The sequence below is a fragment of the Aureimonas sp. AU40 genome (genome assembly GCF_001463785.1).
GTDB lineage: Bacteria > Pseudomonadota > Alphaproteobacteria > Rhizobiales > Rhizobiaceae > Aureimonas.
In genome coordinates, this window is the sequence record NZ_BBWL01000041.1 from 319,896 (window position 1) to 336,562 (window position 16,667).

The following is a 16,667-nucleotide window of genomic DNA, read 5'->3' on the forward strand; positions in this document are numbered from 1 at the left end:
TTACTTCGCCTTTGCCTTCGGCGCCTTGATCAACTCGGTCTTGGGAGCGGCGGGCCGTGCGGGGGGCTCGTCGCTCCTGGCGGCGGGCTTGGCCGCCGCGCGCTTGGCCGGTGCCTTCTTCGGCTTCTCCGTCGCGTCGCCCTCGGCGGCGGCCTTCTTGGGGGCCGCCTTCTTCGGCGCCGCTTTCTTGGTCGGCGCCTTTCCAGACTTTTCCGCCCGCTCGTTCAGAAGCTGGATTGCTTCCTCCAGCGTGACGGAGGCCGGGTCCTTGGACTTCGGCAAGGTCGCGTTGATCTTACCGACATTCACATAGGGACCGAAGCGCCCTTCGCGTACTGTGATTTCGCCGCCGAAGGTCGGATGCTCGCCGAGCGTCGCCAAAGCGGCCGGCGTCGCGCGACCGCGCGGACCCTTTTCCTTCTTTTCGGCGATCACGGTCACGGCCCGGTTGAGACCGATCTCGAACACGTCCTCCACCGTCTCCAGATTGGCATAGCCGCCGTCATGTTGAAGGAACGGGCCGTAGCGGCCGAGGCCCGCCAAGATCGGCTTGCCGGACTCGGGATGGAGGCCGACTTCGCGGGGCAGGGACAGCAGCCTGCGCGCCTTCTCGAAGTCGATATCTGCGACCAGCCAGCCCTTCGGCAGCGAGGAGCGCTTGGCTTCCTTGCCGTCGCCGCGTTGGACATAGGGCCCAAAGCGGCCCGAGCGCAGGGTGATCGGCTCTCCCGAATCCGGGTCGCTGCCGAGATCCTTGGGCTCATTCAGGCCGCCATCGCCTTCCACGCCCTCGGCCGAGAGATTGGAGCCGAGCTGGCGCGTGTAGCCGCAGTCGGGATAGTTCGAACAGCCGACGAAAGCGCCGAACTTGCCCAGCTTGAGGCTGAGCTTGCCCTGAGCGCAACGCGGGCAGACGCGCGGGTCCGTCCCGTCGCCCCGGTCGGGGAATACGAGCGGAGCCAGTTCCTCGTTCAGGGCGTCGAGAACGTCGGTGACGCGAAGTTCCTTGGTGCCATCGACCTGAGCCGAAAAGTCCTTCCAGAACTCACGCAGCACGTCCTTCCAGGACAGTTCGCCCGCCGAGATGCGGTCGAGTTGGCCTTCCAGGTCGGCGGTAAAATCGTACTCGACGTACTTTTCGAAGAAATTGTGCAGGAAGGCCGTGACCAGCCGGCCCTTTGAATCGGGCAGAAGCTTGCGCTTGTCCTGCACGATGTATTCGCGGTCCTGCAGCGTCTGCAGGGTGGCGGCATAGGTGGAGGGGCGGCCGATGCCGAGCTCTTCCATCCGCTTGATCAGCGAGGCTTCCGAGAAGCGCGGCGGTGGCTCGGTGAAATGCTGGGTCGGGTTGACCGCCAGCTTTTTCAGTCCGTCCTGCGGCTTGATCTCGGGCAGGCGGGCGGAATCGTCTTCCTCCGCCTCCTGGTCGGCCTGGGTCTTGGAATCGTCGCGGTGGTCCTGATAGGCGCCGATGAAGCCCTCGAAGCGGATCACCGAGCCGGTGGCGCGCAGCTGCGCCTTCTGAGCGCCGTTCTCGGCCGCGATCTCGACCGTGGTGCGCTCGATCTCGGCCGAGGCCATCTGGCTGGCGATGGCGCGCTTCCAGATCAGGTCGTAGAGGCGCGCCTGGTCACGGTCGAGAAAGCGCTCCATGTCCTTGGGCAGGCGCATGAAGCTGGTCGGGCGGATCGCCTCGTGCGCTTCCTGCGCGTTCTTCGCCTTGGTCGAGTAGAGACGCGGCTTCTCGGGCACATAGCGTTTGCCGAAGGTTTCGCCGATCGCCTCGCGCGCCGCGTCGATGGCTTCGGGCGCCATCTGCACGCCGTCGGTTCGCATATAGGTGATGAGGCCGACCGTCTCGCCGCCGATATCCATGCCTTCATAGAGGCGCTGGGCGATCTGCATCGTGCGCGAGGCGCCGAAGCCGAGCTTGGCAGAGGCCGCCTGCTGCAGACTCGACGTGGTGAAGGGTGGCGAGGGGTTGCGCTTGGTGGGCTTGGCCTCGACGCTGACGGCGCGGAACGAGGCGCCGTTCAGCATGTCGCGAATGGCGAAGGCGCGTGTCTCGTTGTTGATAGACAGGCGCTGCAGCCGCTCGCCCTCGAAGGCGGTGAGGCGCGCCTCGAAATCCTCGCCGCGCGGCGTCGAGAGCTTGGCGGCGATCTGCCAGTACTCGTCGGTCTTGAAGCGCTCGATCTCGGCTTCGCGATCGCAGACGAGGCGCAGCGCCACGGACTGGACACGCCCAGCCGAGCGGGCGCCAGGTAGCTTGCGCCAGAGCACCGGCGACAGCGTGAAGCCGACGAGATAGTCGAGCGCGCGGCGGGCGAGATAGGCGTCCACCAGCGGCACGTCGATCTCGCGCGGATTGGCCATCGCGTCGAGCACGGCCTTCTTGGTGATGGCGTTGAAGACGACGCGGCTGACCGGCTTGTCCTTCAGCACCTTCTTCTCGCGCAGGACTTCCAGCACATGCCAGGAAATGGCTTCGCCTTCGCGATCCGGGTCGGTTGCCAGGATCAGCGCGTCGGCGTTCTTTAAGGCGGCGGCGATGTCGCTCAGGCGCTTCTGCGAGGGCTTGTCCACCTCCCAGTCCATGGAGAAGTCGTCGTCGGGACGCACCGACCCGTCCTTCGCCGGGAGATCCCGAACGTGACCGAAAGACGCCAGCACCGTGTAGTTGCTGCCGAGATATTTGTTGATCGTCTTCGCTTTTGCAGGCGATTCGACGATGACCACGTCCATGTGCACGTCCTGGGAAAGGCGGTCGGGCAGAGCCGACGCGCCGGAATATCGCTTCGTTCACATGGACAGCCCAAGCGCGTGGGTCAACCCGTCCGCTGCAACAGCGGGGCGGCCCAATCAAGGAAGAAGCGAAACGCGGCCGCCGGAATGGCGCTCCAGACGGCCCGCGATTTCCAGCTCCAGAAGCGTCAAATGGATCGCCGCCGGGGCGACGCCGCTATGGCTGGAGAGATCGTCCAGCGAGACCGGGGCGACGCCGAGGGCGCGAAGGATGCGCTCGCGTTCGCCATTTTCGGGCTCGGCATTCCCTTCGAAGAATGTCGGCTCGGCTTCGCTTGACACAGTTCGGCGCTCGGCCATCGGTTGAAGCGCCTGGAGCAGGTCGGCGGTCTCGGTCGCCAGATGCGCGCCGTCCTTCAGAAGGGCGTTGGTGCCGGCGGACCTCACTTCCAGCGGCGAACCCGGCACCGCGAAGACCAGACGGCCCATCTCGGCCCCGAGGCGCGCGCTGATCAACGAGCCAGAGCGCAGCGAGGCTTCCACGACGAGCACGGCCAGCGACAGGCCGACCACGATGCGGTTTCGCCTTGGGAAATCCACCGCGCGCGGTTCCCAACCGAAGGGCATCTCGGTAACGAGGCATCCGCCGCGATCCACGATCTGGCGCATCAAGGGCTTGTTCTGCGGCGGGTAGGGGCGGTCGAGCCCACCGGCGAAGACGCCGATGGTTCCCGTCTCCAGAGCAGCTTCGTGGGCCACCGTGTCGATGCCGCGCGCGAGGCCGGACGCAATGACATAGCCAGCCTGACCGAGTTCGGTCGCGAACATACGCGTCAGCCGGCCGCCGGCAGCGGAGGCGTTGCGCGAGCCGACGATGGCGACGCTGGGTTTTGCAAGGCAAGCGACCTCGCCCATGACGGAAAGAAGCGGCGGGGCGCCCTCGGCCGCGCGCAGCGCCTGCGGATAGTCCGCCTCGTCATGGCAGAGAAGCCGCGCCCCGAACCGGCCGAGGCGCATGAATTCGGCTTCGGCCGCTTCGCTCGTGCAGATCGTGATGCGGCGCCGCGTGCCGCCGCGCGCTGCGAGTTCGGGCAGATGTGCCAGAGCTTCCGAAGCCGTGCGGAACCGGCGCAGCAGGGTGTGAAAGGTCGCGGGTCCGACATTGTCGCTGCGGATCAGCCGCAGCCGCGCGAGGCGTTCCGCCTCGGAAAGCGAAGCTCGCTCTCCGGCCGCCAAGCTCATCCCTTGGACCCGATCCGGCTTTCGGTTCCGGCCAGAAGGCGGCGGATGTTGGGAATGTGCTTGAGATAGACGAAGACGGTCAGGATCGCGGTGAGACCCGCCGCCATGGAATTGCCGAGCAGGAGATAGGCGATCGGAACGAGCAGCGTCGCCGTCAGTGCGGCGAGCGAGGAGTAGCGGAAGACCTTGGCCATTCCGAGCCAAGCGACGGCGAAGACGAGGACGCCGATCGGCGCGAAGCCGAGAAGAACGCCGATATAGGTCGCGACGCCCTTGCCGCCCCGGAAGCCCAGCCAAATCGGAAAAAGATGCCCGAGAAAGGCCCCGAGCCCGGCTGCTGCTGCAGCCGGCGCGCCCCAGCGCCACGCGACGAGGATGGGGATCGTCGCCTTCAGGAGATCTCCCGCAAGCGTCAGAGCGGCGACCTTTTTATTGCCTGTGCGCAGGACATTGGTGGCGCCGATATTGCCCGAGCCGATGGAACGCAGGTCCCCCAGACCGAACATCTTCGTCAGGATCAACCCGAAGGCGATTGTGCCGCAGAGATAGCCGACCGCGAGAAAGACGGCGATGGCCATTGGGGAACTGCCGGTCCAGATCATGCGGAGGTCCTCAAAGCGGTCCGTTGGCGGTGTCGAAGACGGTGCGCCCGGCCACCACCGTGCGCATTACCTCACCCTGGAAGCGGGCGTTCTCGAAGGCCGAGTTCTTGGAACGCGACCGGATGCGCGTCTTGTCGTAGACATAGGGCGCGTCGAGATCGACCAGCGCGAAATCGGCCGGGCGGCTGGGCTCCAGCGTGCCCCGGTCGAGCTTGAGCAGCTTGGCCGGCGCGACCGTCAGGCACTCGACGATGCGGGCCAGCGGAACCTGGCCGGAGTGATGGAGCCGGAGCGCCGCCGGAAGCAGCGTCTCCAGCCCGATCGAGCCTGCTTCCGCATCCGAGAAGGGGCGGCGCTTGCCGTCGGCATCCTGCGGATCGTGCGAGGACACGATGACGTCGAGCGTGCCGTCGGCGATTCCCTCGATCATCGCCTGCCGGTCGTCCTCGGACCGCAAAGGCGGCGAAAGGCGGAAGAAAGTCCGGTACTCGCCGATGTCGTTCTCGTTCAGCGACAGGTGGTTGATCGAGACGCCGGCTGAGACTTTCGGGTTCTCGCGCTTGGCACGACGCAACACATCGAGCGAGGCGGCGGTCGAAAGCTTGGCCGCGTGGTAGCGGCAGCCGGTGAGGGCCGCGAGGCGCAGGTCTCGCTCGAGCGGGATGATTTCCGCTTCACGCGGAATGCCGGGCAGGCCGAGCCAGGATGCCAGCAGCCCCTCGTTCATGACGCCCGAACCGGTCAGATCGGCATCCTGCGTCTCGTGCAGGAAGAGCGCGTCGAAATCCCGGATATAGGTCATGATGCGACGGATCAGGGCGGGGTCGCGCAGCGTATGGCGCCCCTCCGTGAAGGCCAGCACACCAGCTTGGGCGAGAAGACCGATCTCCGTCATCTCCTTGCCCTTCAATCCCTTGGTGAGGGCCGCCGAAGGGAAGACGTTGATGATCGCGGTTTCTCGCGCCGTGCGCGAGACGAACTGCGCGAGGGCAAGATCGTCGATCACCGGATCGGTGTCGGGCATGGTCAGGATCGACGTGACGCCGCCGGCCGCCGCCGCGCGGGACACGGAGCGGATCGTCTCGCGATGCTCTCCGCCCGGCTCGCCCATGAAGACGCGCGCGTCGACGAGTCCGGGGATCAGGAGCATTCCGCGCGCGTCGATCACCTCGGCGCCTTCGGGGAAGCCCTGGTTCTGCGCATTCCCGCCGGCGGCGAGGATGATGCCGTCTTCGGCGATCAGCGTTCCCACTTCGTCCAGGCGACGGGACGGGTCGAGAATTCGAGCATTGGCGACAACAAGCGGGCGTGAAACGACGGCGGTCATGCCCGACCCTCGGCATGGTCTCCGACAAGCCATTCCATCACGGCCATTCGCACGGCGACGCCCATTTCCACCTGCTCCTCGATGACGCTCTGCGGACCGTCCGCAATGTCGGACGCGATCTCGACACCGCGATTCATTGGGCCGGGATGCATCACCAGCGCGTCCGGCTTGGCGCGCGAGAGCTTCTGTCCGTCCAGTCCGAAGAAGCGGAAATACTCTCGCACGGAAGGAACGAAGGAGCCTTCCATGCGCTCGCGCTGAAGGCGCAGCATCATGACCACGTCGGCGTCCCGCAGCCCGTCTTCCATGTTGCGGAACACGGTGACGCCCATCTGCTCGATGCCGGCCGGAAGCAGCGTGGAGGGTGCGACGACGCGCACATCCGCGCCGAGCGCGTTGAGGAGAAGGATGTTGGAGCGGGCCACGCGGCTGTGGAGCACGTCGCCGCAGATCGCCACCACTAACCGGGCGACGCGGCCCTTGTGGCGGCGGATGGTCAGGGCGTCGAGAAGCGCCTGGGTCGGATGCTCGTGCGCGCCGTCGCCGGCGTTCACGACGGAACAGCCGACCTTCTGGGCCAGCAGTGCGACGGCGCCGGCCGCATGGTGGCGCACGACCAGAAGATCGGGCCGCATTGCGTTCAGCGTCATGGCCGTGTCGATCAGCGTCTCGCCTTTTTTGACCGACGAGTTCGCCACCGACATGTTCATCACATCGGCGCCGAGCCGTTTTCCCGCCAGCTCGAAAGAGGCCTGGGTGCGGGTCGAGGCTTCGAAGAAGAGATTGATCTGGGTCCGCCCCCGAAGGGCGGACTTCTTCTTGTCCCGACCAAGGCTGACGGCGATCTCGCTTTCCGCGAGGTCCATGAGCTGGTGGATGTCGGGCAGCGACAATCCGGCGATGCCGAGAAGGTGCCGACGGGCGAGCGGAGTGGGCGAGGGCGCTGACATGTCGAGGTCCGCCTATAGGAGAAAGCACCCGCCGCCACAAGCGCGGGGAGGCGCCACGGCCGGCCCGTTAACCTTACCCGACTCTTTCGTTTGCGTCCCACAACGGATGGGGGGAGTTTCGCGTTAAGACTTCGTTAAGGATGGAGAGGGTGCGATGACGAGAGTCGCGACAAGCTTCGCCCTGAGCCTTTGGCTCGGGTTTCATGCGGTCACCGGTCTGTCGGAGCTGGCGCATCTGGCGGGCATCGACGCCATCGGCGGCCACGCGCTGGAGCCCGCCGCCGCGGGAACGCCGGTCGCATCGCTCTTCGTCGCCGGCCTGATGCTCGGCACCGCCGGTCTTCTGGCCGTCGCTCTTCGTTCGCTTCATGGCGGAACCGATCGCCTGCGCCGCCAGGGCGAGCGCTTGAGCTTCGCCGGCATCGGCATCTGCTCGGCGATGGTTGTCGCCGCCGCGCTGTTCGGCCCGCCGCTGGCCCATGTGTTCGACCGGGTCGATTTGGCCTTCTGGTCGCTCTTCCTCAGCCTCGTCGCGCTGGTGTTCGACCATGCGGTCTTCTCGGCCGATGACAGGGACGACGAACTGGCCTTCCGCAAGGCTTTGGCCGCTATCGATCGGTCGGTCCCCGATCCTGCGCATCGCCACCAGGCGACGGGCAGGGCGGACGAGGACCGACGCTGATGCGTTGGCTCCTCGGGCTCTGGTTCATGCCGATCTCGATCCTGACCGGCTGGCTCGGCCTCGCCTCGCAGGATTTAAGCTTCGGGCTCTTCTTCCTGACACGGGACTTCTACGATCTCGTCTTCGGCGTCTACGCTCAGACGCTCGGGGTGCCGGCCGAAAGCCTGCCGCCTCTGGTGGTCCGAGCGCTGGTCTTGGATAGCACGATCGTCATGGGCCTCTATGCCTTACGCCGTCGCAAGGCGATCGTGGCGCTGAGCAAGCACGCTTATGCGAGATTTGCACCGTCGCCGCGTTCAAGCAGCGTCGAAAGCCTGTCCAGCGCCCCCTGAAGAATGAAGGACGCGGCGGCCGAGTCGATTCGCTCGGCCCGCTTGGCGCGAGATACGTCCATCTCCAGCATTCCGCGTTCGGCCGCGACGGTTGAGAGCCGCTCGTCCCAGAAGGCGATCGGTCGCGGATCGAGCCGGAGATAGTTGCGAACGAAGGCGCGGGTCGATTGCGAGCGCACGCCTTCGCTGCCGTCCATGTTGAGCGGCAGGCCGATGATGATGCCCCCGCACTGCGACGCGTCGAGAACCTTCTGAAGGGCTGCGGCGTCGATCCCAAACTTCACCCGGCGCAGGACGGGGCGTGGAGTCGCGAAGCGCCAGCCGAGGTCGGAAATCGCGAGACCGATCGTCTTCGTGCCGAGATCGAGGCCCGCGAGCGTCTGGCTCTGTGGCACGATCGCGCCCAACTCTTCGATCTGAACCAGCGGCACACGCAACTCCTTGACCCTTTACGCCGGGCGCTACCTAATCGCGCGCAGTCCCGGCACTCTCGCCTCCGGCCTTGCGGCGAGGCGACGGAGATCCTTAGCATGAAGATGACCTATTTCGGCCACTCCGCCTTCCGCCTCGAAACCAGCGAGTCCGTCATCCTGATCGACCCGTTCCTTTCGGGGAACCCGCATTTCAAGGGCGACGTGGCGAAGGCGAGCGAGCGCGTCACGCATATTCTGCTGACGCACGGCCATTCCGATCACGTCGGCGACACGATCGAGATCGCCAAGCGCACGGGCGCCAAGGTGGTCGGCACGTTCGAGCTCGTTCAGTGGCTGAAGTCGAAAGGTGTGGAATCGATCGAGCCCGCCAACACGGGCGGCACGGTGAAGTTCGGCGACTTCTCGGTGACGCTGACCCAGGCCTTCCATTCCTCCGCATCGATCGAGGAGGGGGGGCGCATCACCTATCTCGGCATGCCGAACGGCCTCGTCCTGCATTTCGCGGACGGCCCAAGCGTCTACCACATGGGCGACACCGACATTTTCAGCGACATGGCCCTGGTCGAGGAACTGCACCATCCGCGAATCGGACTCGTCCCGATCGGGGATCGGCTGACCATGGGCGCGGCGGTGGCGGCCCTGGCGTGCCGGCGCTATTTCAACTTCGAGACGATCATCCCGCTTCATTGGGGCACGATGCCGATCCTCGATCCCAACCCCGACAAGTTCATCGAGGCGATGGAGGATGAGTCGAACCGCGTCCGTCTGCCGCCGGTCGGCGAGCCCTTCGACATCTGACGGCTTTCGCGACATGCGACCATCCGGGGCCGGCCGACATTGCGTCGCGCCGGCCCCATGGCTATAGCGTTGGACGCAAGCTACCCGCTTCCAGAGGTCCAATGTCTGTCGATACCGCCACCGTTCGCCGTGTCGCGCGCCTCGCGCGCATTGCCGTCAGCGACGAAGACGTCGCGACGATGGAGGGCGAGCTGAACGCCATCCTCGGCTTCGTCGAGCAGTTGCGCGAGGTGGACGTCTCCGGCGTCGAGCCGATGACGTCGGTCATCCCGATGCAGATGAAGAAGCGCCAGGATGCGGTGACCGATGGCCATAAGGCCGAGGACATCGTCGCCAACGCGCCCGCGACCGAAGACCATTACTTCATGGTCCCAAAGGTGGTGGAGTAAAATGGCGTCCGTCGAGATCCGCGAGGAGACGCCGTTGCAAGACGACGTGCGCGCGCTGATCGCCGAACTCAACGCCTTTCTCGAGCCGCTGTGTCCGCCGGAATTTCGCTTCTGCATGACGGCGGAGGAGATGGCGGCACCGAACACCACGGTCTTCGTCGCGCGCCGGGATGGTGTCGCGATCGGCTGTGGCGCGCTCCTGCGGCACGATGCCGAACTCGCCGAGGTGAAGCGCATGTATGTGCGCCAAACCGAACAGGGCCGTGGCGTTGGCGGCGCGATCTTGGAACGGATCGTCGCGCGCGCCAAGGAGGAGGGCATCGCCATTCTCAAACTCGAGACCGGCGACCAGCAGCCCGCCGCCTGCAAGATTTACGAACGCGCCGGCTTTCGACTTTGCCCGGCCTTCGCGGACTATCCCGAAAGCGCCTATTCCGTGTTCTACGAAAAGCCCCTCGCGCGCTCCGTCGCGGCCTGAGTGGCAGAAGTGATCGATACGAGCTCATGACCGACCTGACCGCCCTTACGATTGCCGAAGCCCGCGACGCGCTGAAGGCGAAGCAGTTCTCGGCCGTGGAACTGACCGACGCCTATCTTGCCGCGATCGAAGCCGCGAACAAGGCGCTGAACGCCTATGTCGCTGTCACGCCAGATGCCGCGCGCCGCATGGCGCAGGCGTCCGATCAGCGTCTCGCGCGCGGCGAGGGCAAGGCGCTGGACGGCATCCCGCTCGGCATCAAGGATCTCTTCGCAACCGAGGGCGTCCACACCCAGGCCGCCTCGCACATTCTCGACGGGTTCAAGCCGCGCTACGAATCCACCGTCACGGCCAATCTTTGGGCGGACGGCGCCGTCATGCTCGGCAAGCTGAACATGGACGAGTTCGCCATGGGCTCCTCCAACGAGAGCAGCCATTACGGACCGACCGTCAACCCATGGCGCCGTTCGGGTTCCGACACGCCGCTCGTGCCGGGTGGCTCTTCGGGCGGTTCGTCGGCCGCCGTCGCCGCGCGGCTCTGCGCGGGCGCGACCGCCACCGATACGGGCGGCTCGATCCGCCAGCCTGCCGCCTTCACCGCCACCGTCGGCATCAAGCCGACCTATGGCCGCTGTTCGCGCTGGGGCGTCGTCGCCTATGCCTCGTCGCTCGATCAGGCAGGGCCGGTTGCGCGCGACGTGCGCGACGCTGCGATCCTTCTGAAATCCATGGCCTCGGTCGACGCCAAGGACACGACTTCCGTCGATCTTCCGGTGCCGGACTACGAGGCGGCCGTAGGCGGCTCGCTGAAGGGCAAGCGCATCGGCATCCCGCGCGAATATCGCGTTGAGGGCATGCCCGCCGAGATCGAGGCGCTCTGGAGCCAGGGTATCGCCTGGGCCAAGGAAGCCGGCGCCGAGATCGTCGAGGTCTCGCTACCGCACACGAAATACGCTCTGCCGGCCTATTACATCGTCGCCATGGCGGAGGCTTCCTCGAACCTCGCCCGGTATGACGGTGTGCGCTACGGATTGCGCGTGCCTGGGCGCGATATCGCCGACATGTACGAGCAGACCCGCGCCGCCGGTTTCGGCCGCGAGGTGAAGCGCCGCATCATGATTGGCACCTATGTGCTTTCGGCTGGCTACTACGACGCCTATTATCTCCAGGCGCAGAAGGTCCGCACGCTGATCAAGCGCGATTTCGAGCAGGTCTTCGACGCCGGGGTGGATGCGCTGCTGACGCCGGCGACGCCGTCCGCCGCCTTCGCGATCAACGACCAGACGCTCGCCGCCGACCCGGTCGCCATGTATCTGAACGACGTATTCACGGTGACGGTCAATCTCGCCGGGCTTCCCGCCATCTCGGTTCCGGCCGGTCTGTCGGGCGAGGGCACGCCGCTCGGCCTGCAGCTGATCGGACGTCCCTTCGGCGAGGAGACGCTGTTCACCGCCGCTTCCGTCATCGAGAAGGCGGCAGGCCGGTTCGCCCCGCAACACTGGTGGTAAGCCGCTTCGCCTTCCTCCCGGCGGCACCACGTGCCGCCACCGCACCGTTTCGCACCTGAGCTCGATCATGACCCTCGTCGACACCCGCACGCCCGATCCCCGCAAGTTCATCTCCGGCCTCTCGGGAGACTGGGAGATCGTGATCGGCATGGAAGTTCACGCGCAGGTCCTGTCGGAAGCCAAACTGTTTTCCGGCGCCTCGACGCAGTTCGGCTCGGAGCCCAACGACAACGTATCGTTGGTGGACGCAGCCATGCCCGGCATGCTGCCCGTCATCAACGAGGAATGCGTCCGGCAGGCGGTGCGCACCGGGCTCGGGCTCAAAGCCGCGATCAACAATCGCTCGGTCTTCGACCGGAAGAACTATTTCTACCCCGATCTGCCGCAGGGTTATCAGATCTCGCAGTTCAAGGACCCGATCGTGGGCGAGGGCATCGTGCTCGTCTCGGTTGGTCCTGACTCCAAGGGCCAGTTCGAGGAGATCGAGGTCGGCGTCGAGCGTCTGCATCTGGAGCAGGATGCCGGCAAGTCGCTGCACGATCAGCATGCCACCATGTCCTTCGTGGATCTGAACCGCTCGGGTGTGGCGCTCATGGAGATCGTCTCCAAGCCCGACATGCGGTCGGCCGACGAGGCCAAGGCGTACCTCACTAAGCTGCGGACCATCCTGCGCTATCTCGGCACGTGCGACGGCAACATGGATGAAGGCTCCATGCGCGCCGACGTCAACGTGTCGGTTCGCCGGCCCGGCGGCGCATTCGGCACGCGCTGCGAGATCAAGAACGTCAACTCCATCCGCTTCGTCGGCCAGGCGATCGAATCGGAGGCTCGCCGCCAGATCGCTCTGATCGAGGATGGGCGGACGGTGGATCAGGAAACGAGGTTGTTCGATCCCGTGAAGGGCGAGACACGGGCCATGCGCTCCAAGGAGGACGCGCACGACTACCGCTACTTCCCCGATCCCGACCTCTTGCCGCTCGAATTCGACGACGCGTTCGTGGAGTCGCTTCGTGCCGATCTGCCGGAACTGCCGGACGACAAGCGCCAGCGGTTGATGGACCATGCCGGCCTCTCGCCCTACGACGCGTCGATTCTCGTGTCGGAAAAGGCGATCGCCGATTTCTTCGAGAGAACGGCGGCTGGGCGCGACGCGAAGCAGGCGGCCAACTGGGTGATCAACGATCTCCTCGGTGCGCTCAACAAGTCGGGCAAGTCGATCGAGGAGAGCCCGGTCTCGGCCGAGCAGCTGGGCGCGATTCTGGATTTGATCCGCGAGAACGTCATCTCTGGCAAGATCGCCAAGGATCTGTTCGAGATCGTCTGGACCGAGGGCGGTGACCCGAAGGACCTGGTCGAGAGCCGCGGCATGAAGCAGGTGACCGACACCGGCGCCATCGAGACAGCGGTGGACGAGATCATCGCCGCCAACCCGGACAAGGTGGCGCAGGCGCAGGCCAAGCCGACGCTGGCCGGCTGGTTCGTCGGGCAGGTCATGCGCGCCATGGGTGGCAAGGCCAATCCGCAGGCGGTGAACGATATTGTCAAGGCCAAGCTCGGCTTGGAGTAAGCCCGGTTTGCGATGGACTTTCGACCAGCACCAGACCATAACCCTTGCCGACGCGAGGAACGAGCCCGATGAGTAAAGTCAGCCCCTGGCTTCTTCAGATTTTCACTTGGTGGAACGGCCAGACGATCGGCACGCGCTTCTACACTTGGCGCTTCGGTCAGCCGGTCGGCGAGGACGAGCGCGGTAACCTGTACTACCAGTCCGCCGACGGCAAGCGCCGCTGGGTCATCTACAATGGACCGGCCGAGGCTTCCGCCATCGGCCCGGGCTGGCACGGCTGGATGCATCATCGCGTCGACACGCCGCCCCCGAAGGAAGACTATCGTCCGCGCGATTGGGAAAAGCCGCATCAGGCGAACCTGACCGGCACGGGCCGAGCCTATCGCCCGAAGGGTTCGCTGCTCAACACGGCCGAGCGGCCGCGCGTGTCCGGCGATTACGACGCGTGGCAACCCTGATCGGGGCCACGCGAATTATGACATTTTCTTTTCTTCGCGGGCTGCTGGGGGCAGGGCTTCTGGCGGCATCGCTCGTTCCCGCGCCGGCCTTGGCCGCCCGCATTGCCAACAAGGTCGCGGTCTTCTCGGGTCTCGACAAGATCACGGGTCGGATCACGAGTTTCGACGTCGCCGTCGATGAGACCGTTCAGTTCGGCACGCTGCAGGTGACACCGCGTGCCTGCTACACGCGCTCACAGGACGAAGCGCCGAAGACGGATAGTTTCGTGGAGGTTGACGAGATCACGCTCGACCGACAAATCCGCCGCATCTTCTCGGGCTGGATGTTCGCGGACTCGCCTGGCCTCAACGCCGTCGAGCATCCCGTCTATGATGTCTGGCTCAAGGACTGCAAGACCGACTCGACCGTTCCCGCGCCGGCCGGGTAGAAACTCGCGGTTTGTTCCAAGGCCGCTTCAAGGCGCTTGCGATAGGCCTCACGCGGGATCTCGACCGCACCGAAGCGGGACAGGTGGTTGGTGATGAACTGCGTGTCGAGCAACGTGTAGCCGCCGCGTGTCAGCCTTTCCCAAAGATAGACCAGGGAAATCTTCGACGCGTCGGTGCGGCGGGAGAACATGCTTTCTCCAAAGAAGGCGCCTCCGAGACTGACGCCATAAAGGCCGCCGACGAGCTGATCACCCTCCCAGGCCTCCACACAATGGGCATAGCCCATCGCGTAAAGCTCCAAATAAAGCTCGCGAATTTGCTGGTTGATCCAGGTGTGTTCGCGGCCGGGAGCCGGCTCCGCACATCCGTCTAGGACGGCCGAGAAGGCCGTGTCCACGCGAATATCGAACGTATTCCGGCGGATCGCCTTCACCAAGCTGCGCGGCACGTGGAAGTCGTCGAGGGGCAGGACGCCGCGCAGGGTCGGATCAACCCAGTAGATCGAATCGTCCTCAGCATCCTCCGCCATCGGAAACAGCCCGGCCGCATAGGCCCGAAGCAGGATCTCCGGCGTTAGCCGGAAATCCTCGTCGCGTCGACTCGGCGCCATGGAAGGCTCACGCCGCCTTCACCGCCTCGGCGAGATAGTGCTCGAGCCAGTGGATGTCGTAGTTGCCGGCCTGGATATCGGGATTGTCCACGAGGTCCTGGAACAGGGGCAGGGTCGTCTTCACGCCGTCGACCACGATCTCGTCCAGCGCGCGGCGCAGGCGCATCAGGCATTCGTTGCGTGTGCGGCCGTGGACGATGAGCTTGCCGATGAGGCTGTCGTAGAAGGGGGGGATCGTATAGCCCTGATAGACGCCGGAATCGACACGAATGCCGAGCCCGCCCGGCGCATGGTAGTAGCTGATCTGGCCGGGCGACGGCGCAAAGGTACGCGGGTCCTCGGCGTTGATGCGGCACTCGATGGCATGGCCGAGGAAGTTGATGTCGGACTGCTTCACCGACAGGCCCTGGCCAGCCGCCACGCGAATCTGCTCGTGAACGAGATCGAGCCCTGTGATCGCCTCGGTCACGGGATGCTCGACCTGAAGCCGCGTGTTCATCTCGATGAAATAGAACTCGCCGTTCTCGTAGAGGAACTCGATCGTGCCCGCGCCGCGATAGCGCAGCTCGGACATGGCGTTGGCGCAGATCTCGCCGATGCGCTTGCGCTGGGCGTCGTCCAGAGCCGGCGAGCGCGCCTCTTCCCAGACCTTCTGGTGGCGGCGCTGCAGCGAGCAGTCGCGCTCGCCCAGATGAATGGCGTTGCCCATCCCGTCGCCGAAGACCTGCACTTCGATATGGCGCGGCTTGCCGAGATATTTCTCGAGATAGACCGCGTCGTCGCCGAAGGCCGCACCGGCCTCCTGACGCGCCGTGGACAGGGCCACGGACAGGTCCTCCGGCGTCTTGGCAACCTTCATGCCGCGACCACCGCCGCCTGCAGACGCCTTCACCAGAACGGGGAAACCAATCTCCTTGGCGATGCGCATGGCCTCGACATCGTCCGTCACGGCGCCGGGCGAACCGGGAACGACCGGAATGCCCAGGCGCTTGGCGGTGCGCTTAGCCTCGATCTTGTCGCCCATGATGCGAATGTGATCCGCGGTCGGGCCGATGAAGGTGATGTTGTGCGCGTCGAGAATGTCGGCGAAGCGAGCGTTTTCGGACAGGAATCCGTAGCCGGGATGCACCGCGTCGGCGCCGGAAATCTCGCAGGCAGCGAGGATCTGCGGAATGTTCAGGTAGCTGTCGCGCGCCGGGGGCGGGCCGATGCAAACGCTTTCGTCCGCAAGGCGGACATGCATCGCGGCATTGTCGGCCGTGGAATGGACCGCGACGGTCGCGATGCCGAGTTCCTTGCAGGCGCGCAGCACGCGAAGCGCGATCTCGCCGCGATTGGCGATCAGTACCTTGTTGAACATGACGGGCCTTTCATCGATCGACGGGTGCGCTGAAACGGTACGTGGGGACCGGCTCAGCCGATCACCACCAGCGCTTCGCCGTATTCGACGGGCTGCCCGTTATCGACGCATATCCGCTTGATCGTCCCCGAACGCGGGGCGGGAATCTGGTTCATGGTCTTCATGGCCTCGATGATCAGCAGCGTGTCGCCTTCGCTGACCTGCTGGCCGATCTCGATAAAGGCCTTGGCTCCCGGCGCCGGCGAGAGATAGGCCGTGCCGACCATGGGGGAGGGTACGGAGCCGACCTCGGGGCCGGGGGCGGCGGCCGGTGCCATGGGCGAAGCCGGGATCGAGGCGGCCTGCGGCATGGGCGCCTGCATCTGCATGGGGACGCTCGCGGCATAACCGCCGGCGGCCACGTATTCCTTCTTGCGCGAGACGCGAATGCGAAGCTCGCCCTGCTCGATCTCGATTTCCGTCAGGTCGGTGTCGTTCAGGATGTCGGCGAGCTCGCGGACAAGAGAGCGATCGACTTTCGTTTCCGAGTTCTGCATGGGAATCCTTCGAAATCAAAATGGTTGGGCCGCGCCGCTCGGCGACCGACAAGTCCGGGAAAGGCGCGCGCCCGGCCTGGAAACCAACGATGGGTTCGCCTCGAACGCGGATGCACGAGAAAGAGGTCTGAGCACCCGCGTCCTGACGCCTGTCCGGGCGCGATCCGTTTGAACTGGCGTATAGACCGGCGTCGTTCCCGGGAAAAGCTCCCTTTTCGCG

General features: G+C 65.4%; 18 protein-coding genes. 9 read left to right on the forward strand and 9 right to left on the reverse strand.

Annotated features, from left to right (window positions below; genetic code table 11):
• The 5 genes from topA to AUL32_RS15095 all read right to left on the reverse strand — a co-directional run bounded on the left by topA (window position 1) and on the right by AUL32_RS15095 (window position 6,866).
• Complete coding sequence (gene topA / locus AUL32_RS15075; RefSeq protein ID WP_062116419.1) at window positions 1-2,745, reverse strand: type I DNA topoisomerase; 2,745 nt, start codon at window positions 2,743-2,745, stop codon at window positions 1-3.
• Between the two features lie 117 nt (window positions 2,746-2,862).
• A complete protein-coding gene (gene dprA, locus AUL32_RS15080; RefSeq protein ID WP_062116422.1) occupies window positions 2,863-3,987 on the reverse strand; it encodes a DNA-processing protein DprA in 1,125 nt (374 codons plus the stop codon).
• Entirely contained in the window at window positions 3,984-4,589 is a 606-nt protein-coding gene (plsY, locus tag AUL32_RS15085) for a glycerol-3-phosphate 1-O-acyltransferase PlsY (protein WP_062116425.1), read from the reverse strand. The genes dprA and plsY overlap by 4 nt, the downstream gene beginning before the upstream one ends.
• A gap of 10 nt (window positions 4,590-4,599) precedes the next feature.
• A complete protein-coding gene (locus AUL32_RS15090; protein WP_062116428.1) occupies window positions 4,600-5,916 on the reverse strand; it encodes a dihydroorotase in 1,317 nt (438 codons plus the stop codon).
• Window positions 5,913-6,866 (reverse strand): aspartate carbamoyltransferase catalytic subunit, encoded by a 954-nt coding sequence (locus AUL32_RS15095; RefSeq protein ID WP_062116430.1) that lies wholly within the window; start codon window positions 6,864-6,866, stop codon window positions 5,913-5,915. The genes AUL32_RS15090 and AUL32_RS15095 overlap by 4 nt, the downstream gene beginning before the upstream one ends.
• 154 nt (window positions 6,867-7,020) lie before the next feature.
• Here AUL32_RS15095 and AUL32_RS15100 point away from each other — a divergent pair, with 154 nt between their 5' ends.
• Both AUL32_RS15100 and AUL32_RS15105 read left to right on the forward strand, forming a co-directional pair.
• Complete coding sequence (locus AUL32_RS15100) at window positions 7,021-7,548, forward strand: hypothetical protein (protein ID WP_062116433.1); 528 nt, start codon at window positions 7,021-7,023, stop codon at window positions 7,546-7,548.
• Entirely contained in the window at window positions 7,548-7,880 is a 333-nt protein-coding gene (locus tag AUL32_RS15105; RefSeq protein ID WP_062116436.1) for a DUF6105 family protein, read from the forward strand. Before AUL32_RS15100 ends, AUL32_RS15105 begins: the two co-directional genes overlap by 1 nt.
• On the opposite strand, the gene ruvX is transcribed toward AUL32_RS15105, so the two are convergent.
• On the reverse strand, window positions 7,817-8,311 hold the full coding sequence (ruvX, locus tag AUL32_RS15110; protein WP_062116439.1) for a Holliday junction resolvase RuvX: 495 nt from the start codon (window positions 8,309-8,311) through the stop codon (window positions 7,817-7,819). The two genes, AUL32_RS15105 and ruvX, sit on opposite strands and share 64 nt — an antisense overlap.
• A 99-nt stretch (window positions 8,312-8,410) precedes the next feature.
• On the opposite strand from ruvX, the gene AUL32_RS15115 reads away from it, so the two are divergent.
• The 7 genes from AUL32_RS15115 (at window position 8,411) to AUL32_RS15145 (ending at window position 13,940) form a co-directional block, all read left to right on the forward strand.
• Entirely contained in the window at window positions 8,411-9,112 is a 702-nt protein-coding gene (locus tag AUL32_RS15115; RefSeq protein ID WP_062116443.1) for a metal-dependent hydrolase, read from the forward strand.
• A 101-nt stretch (window positions 9,113-9,213) separates the two neighbouring features.
• On the forward strand, window positions 9,214-9,501 hold the full coding sequence (gene gatC / locus AUL32_RS15120; RefSeq protein WP_062116444.1) for an Asp-tRNA(Asn)/Glu-tRNA(Gln) amidotransferase subunit GatC: 288 nt from the start codon (window positions 9,214-9,216) through the stop codon (window positions 9,499-9,501).
• 1 nt (window position 9,502) lies between these two features.
• Window positions 9,503-9,979, forward strand: a complete 477-nt coding sequence (locus AUL32_RS15125) for a GNAT family N-acetyltransferase (RefSeq protein ID WP_062116447.1) — start codon at window positions 9,503-9,505, stop codon at window positions 9,977-9,979.
• 26 nt (window positions 9,980-10,005) lie between these two features.
• On the forward strand, window positions 10,006-11,487 hold the full coding sequence (gatA, locus tag AUL32_RS15130) for an Asp-tRNA(Asn)/Glu-tRNA(Gln) amidotransferase subunit GatA (protein WP_062116449.1): 1,482 nt from the start codon (window positions 10,006-10,008) through the stop codon (window positions 11,485-11,487).
• 67 nt (window positions 11,488-11,554) lie between these two features.
• On the forward strand, window positions 11,555-13,054 hold the full coding sequence (gene gatB / locus AUL32_RS15135; RefSeq protein WP_062116452.1) for an Asp-tRNA(Asn)/Glu-tRNA(Gln) amidotransferase subunit GatB: 1,500 nt from the start codon (window positions 11,555-11,557) through the stop codon (window positions 13,052-13,054).
• A gap of 68 nt (window positions 13,055-13,122) precedes the next feature.
• Window positions 13,123-13,512 (forward strand): NADH:ubiquinone oxidoreductase subunit NDUFA12, encoded by a 390-nt coding sequence (locus AUL32_RS15140; protein ID WP_061976163.1) that lies wholly within the window; start codon window positions 13,123-13,125, stop codon window positions 13,510-13,512.
• A 17-nt stretch (window positions 13,513-13,529) separates the two neighbouring features.
• Window positions 13,530-13,940, forward strand: a complete 411-nt coding sequence (locus AUL32_RS15145) for a DUF2155 domain-containing protein (protein ID WP_062116454.1) — start codon at window positions 13,530-13,532, stop codon at window positions 13,938-13,940.
• Here the strand turns inward: AUL32_RS15145 and aat are convergent.
• The 3 genes from aat to accB are packed head-to-tail and all read right to left on the reverse strand — an operon-like array spanning window position 13,880 to window position 16,447.
• Window positions 13,880-14,551, reverse strand: a complete 672-nt coding sequence (gene aat, locus AUL32_RS15150; RefSeq protein WP_062116457.1) for a leucyl/phenylalanyl-tRNA--protein transferase — start codon at window positions 14,549-14,551, stop codon at window positions 13,880-13,882. The genes AUL32_RS15145 and aat overlap by 61 nt on opposite strands.
• 7 nt (window positions 14,552-14,558) lie before the next feature.
• Window positions 14,559-15,911 carry an acetyl-CoA carboxylase biotin carboxylase subunit gene (gene accC, locus AUL32_RS15155; RefSeq protein ID WP_062116460.1) on the reverse strand — a complete coding sequence of 451 codons (1,353 nt, stop codon included), beginning with the start codon at window positions 15,909-15,911 and terminating at the stop codon, window positions 14,559-14,561.
• A gap of 53 nt (window positions 15,912-15,964) precedes the next feature.
• The gene (gene accB, locus AUL32_RS15160; protein ID WP_061976159.1) at window positions 15,965-16,447 is read right to left on the reverse strand and encodes an acetyl-CoA carboxylase biotin carboxyl carrier protein; all 483 of its coding nucleotides are present in this window, start codon (window positions 16,445-16,447) and stop codon (window positions 15,965-15,967) included.
• Window positions 16,448-16,667 lie beyond the last annotated feature (220 nt).

What these genes read in the sequence shown, in the direction of transcription:
- topA (WP_062116419.1), bottom strand. Translation starts at nt 2,745, where the DNA reads ATGGACGTGGTCATCGTCGAATCGCCTGCAAAAGCGAAGACGATCAAC.
- dprA (WP_062116422.1), bottom strand. Translation starts at nt 3,987, where the DNA reads ATGAGCTTGGCGGCCGGAGAGCGAGCTTCGCTTTCCGAGGCGGAACGC.
- plsY (WP_062116425.1), bottom strand. Translation starts at nt 4,589, where the DNA reads ATGATCTGGACCGGCAGTTCCCCAATGGCCATCGCCGTCTTTCTCGCG.
- AUL32_RS15090 (WP_062116428.1), bottom strand. Translation starts at nt 5,916, where the DNA reads ATGACCGCCGTCGTTTCACGCCCGCTTGTTGTCGCCAATGCTCGAATT.
- AUL32_RS15095 (WP_062116430.1), bottom strand. Translation starts at nt 6,866, where the DNA reads ATGTCAGCGCCCTCGCCCACTCCGCTCGCCCGTCGGCACCTTCTCGGC.
- AUL32_RS15100 (WP_062116433.1), top strand. Translation starts at nt 7,021, where the DNA reads ATGACGAGAGTCGCGACAAGCTTCGCCCTGAGCCTTTGGCTCGGGTTT.
- AUL32_RS15105 (WP_062116436.1), top strand. Translation starts at nt 7,548, where the DNA reads ATGCGTTGGCTCCTCGGGCTCTGGTTCATGCCGATCTCGATCCTGACC.
- AUL32_RS15115 (WP_062116443.1), top strand. Translation starts at nt 8,411, where the DNA reads ATGAAGATGACCTATTTCGGCCACTCCGCCTTCCGCCTCGAAACCAGC.
- gatC (WP_062116444.1), top strand. Translation starts at nt 9,214, where the DNA reads ATGTCTGTCGATACCGCCACCGTTCGCCGTGTCGCGCGCCTCGCGCGC.
- AUL32_RS15125 (WP_062116447.1), top strand. Translation starts at nt 9,503, where the DNA reads ATGGCGTCCGTCGAGATCCGCGAGGAGACGCCGTTGCAAGACGACGTG.
- gatA (WP_062116449.1), top strand. Translation starts at nt 10,006, where the DNA reads ATGACCGACCTGACCGCCCTTACGATTGCCGAAGCCCGCGACGCGCTG.
- gatB (WP_062116452.1), top strand. Translation starts at nt 11,555, where the DNA reads ATGACCCTCGTCGACACCCGCACGCCCGATCCCCGCAAGTTCATCTCC.
- AUL32_RS15140 (WP_061976163.1), top strand. Translation starts at nt 13,123, where the DNA reads ATGAGTAAAGTCAGCCCCTGGCTTCTTCAGATTTTCACTTGGTGGAAC.
- AUL32_RS15145 (WP_062116454.1), top strand. Translation starts at nt 13,530, where the DNA reads ATGACATTTTCTTTTCTTCGCGGGCTGCTGGGGGCAGGGCTTCTGGCG.
- aat (WP_062116457.1), bottom strand. Translation starts at nt 14,551, where the DNA reads ATGGCGCCGAGTCGACGCGACGAGGATTTCCGGCTAACGCCGGAGATC.
- accC (WP_062116460.1), bottom strand. Translation starts at nt 15,911, where the DNA reads ATGTTCAACAAGGTACTGATCGCCAATCGCGGCGAGATCGCGCTTCGC.
- accB (WP_061976159.1), bottom strand. Translation starts at nt 16,447, where the DNA reads ATGCAGAACTCGGAAACGAAAGTCGATCGCTCTCTTGTCCGCGAGCTC.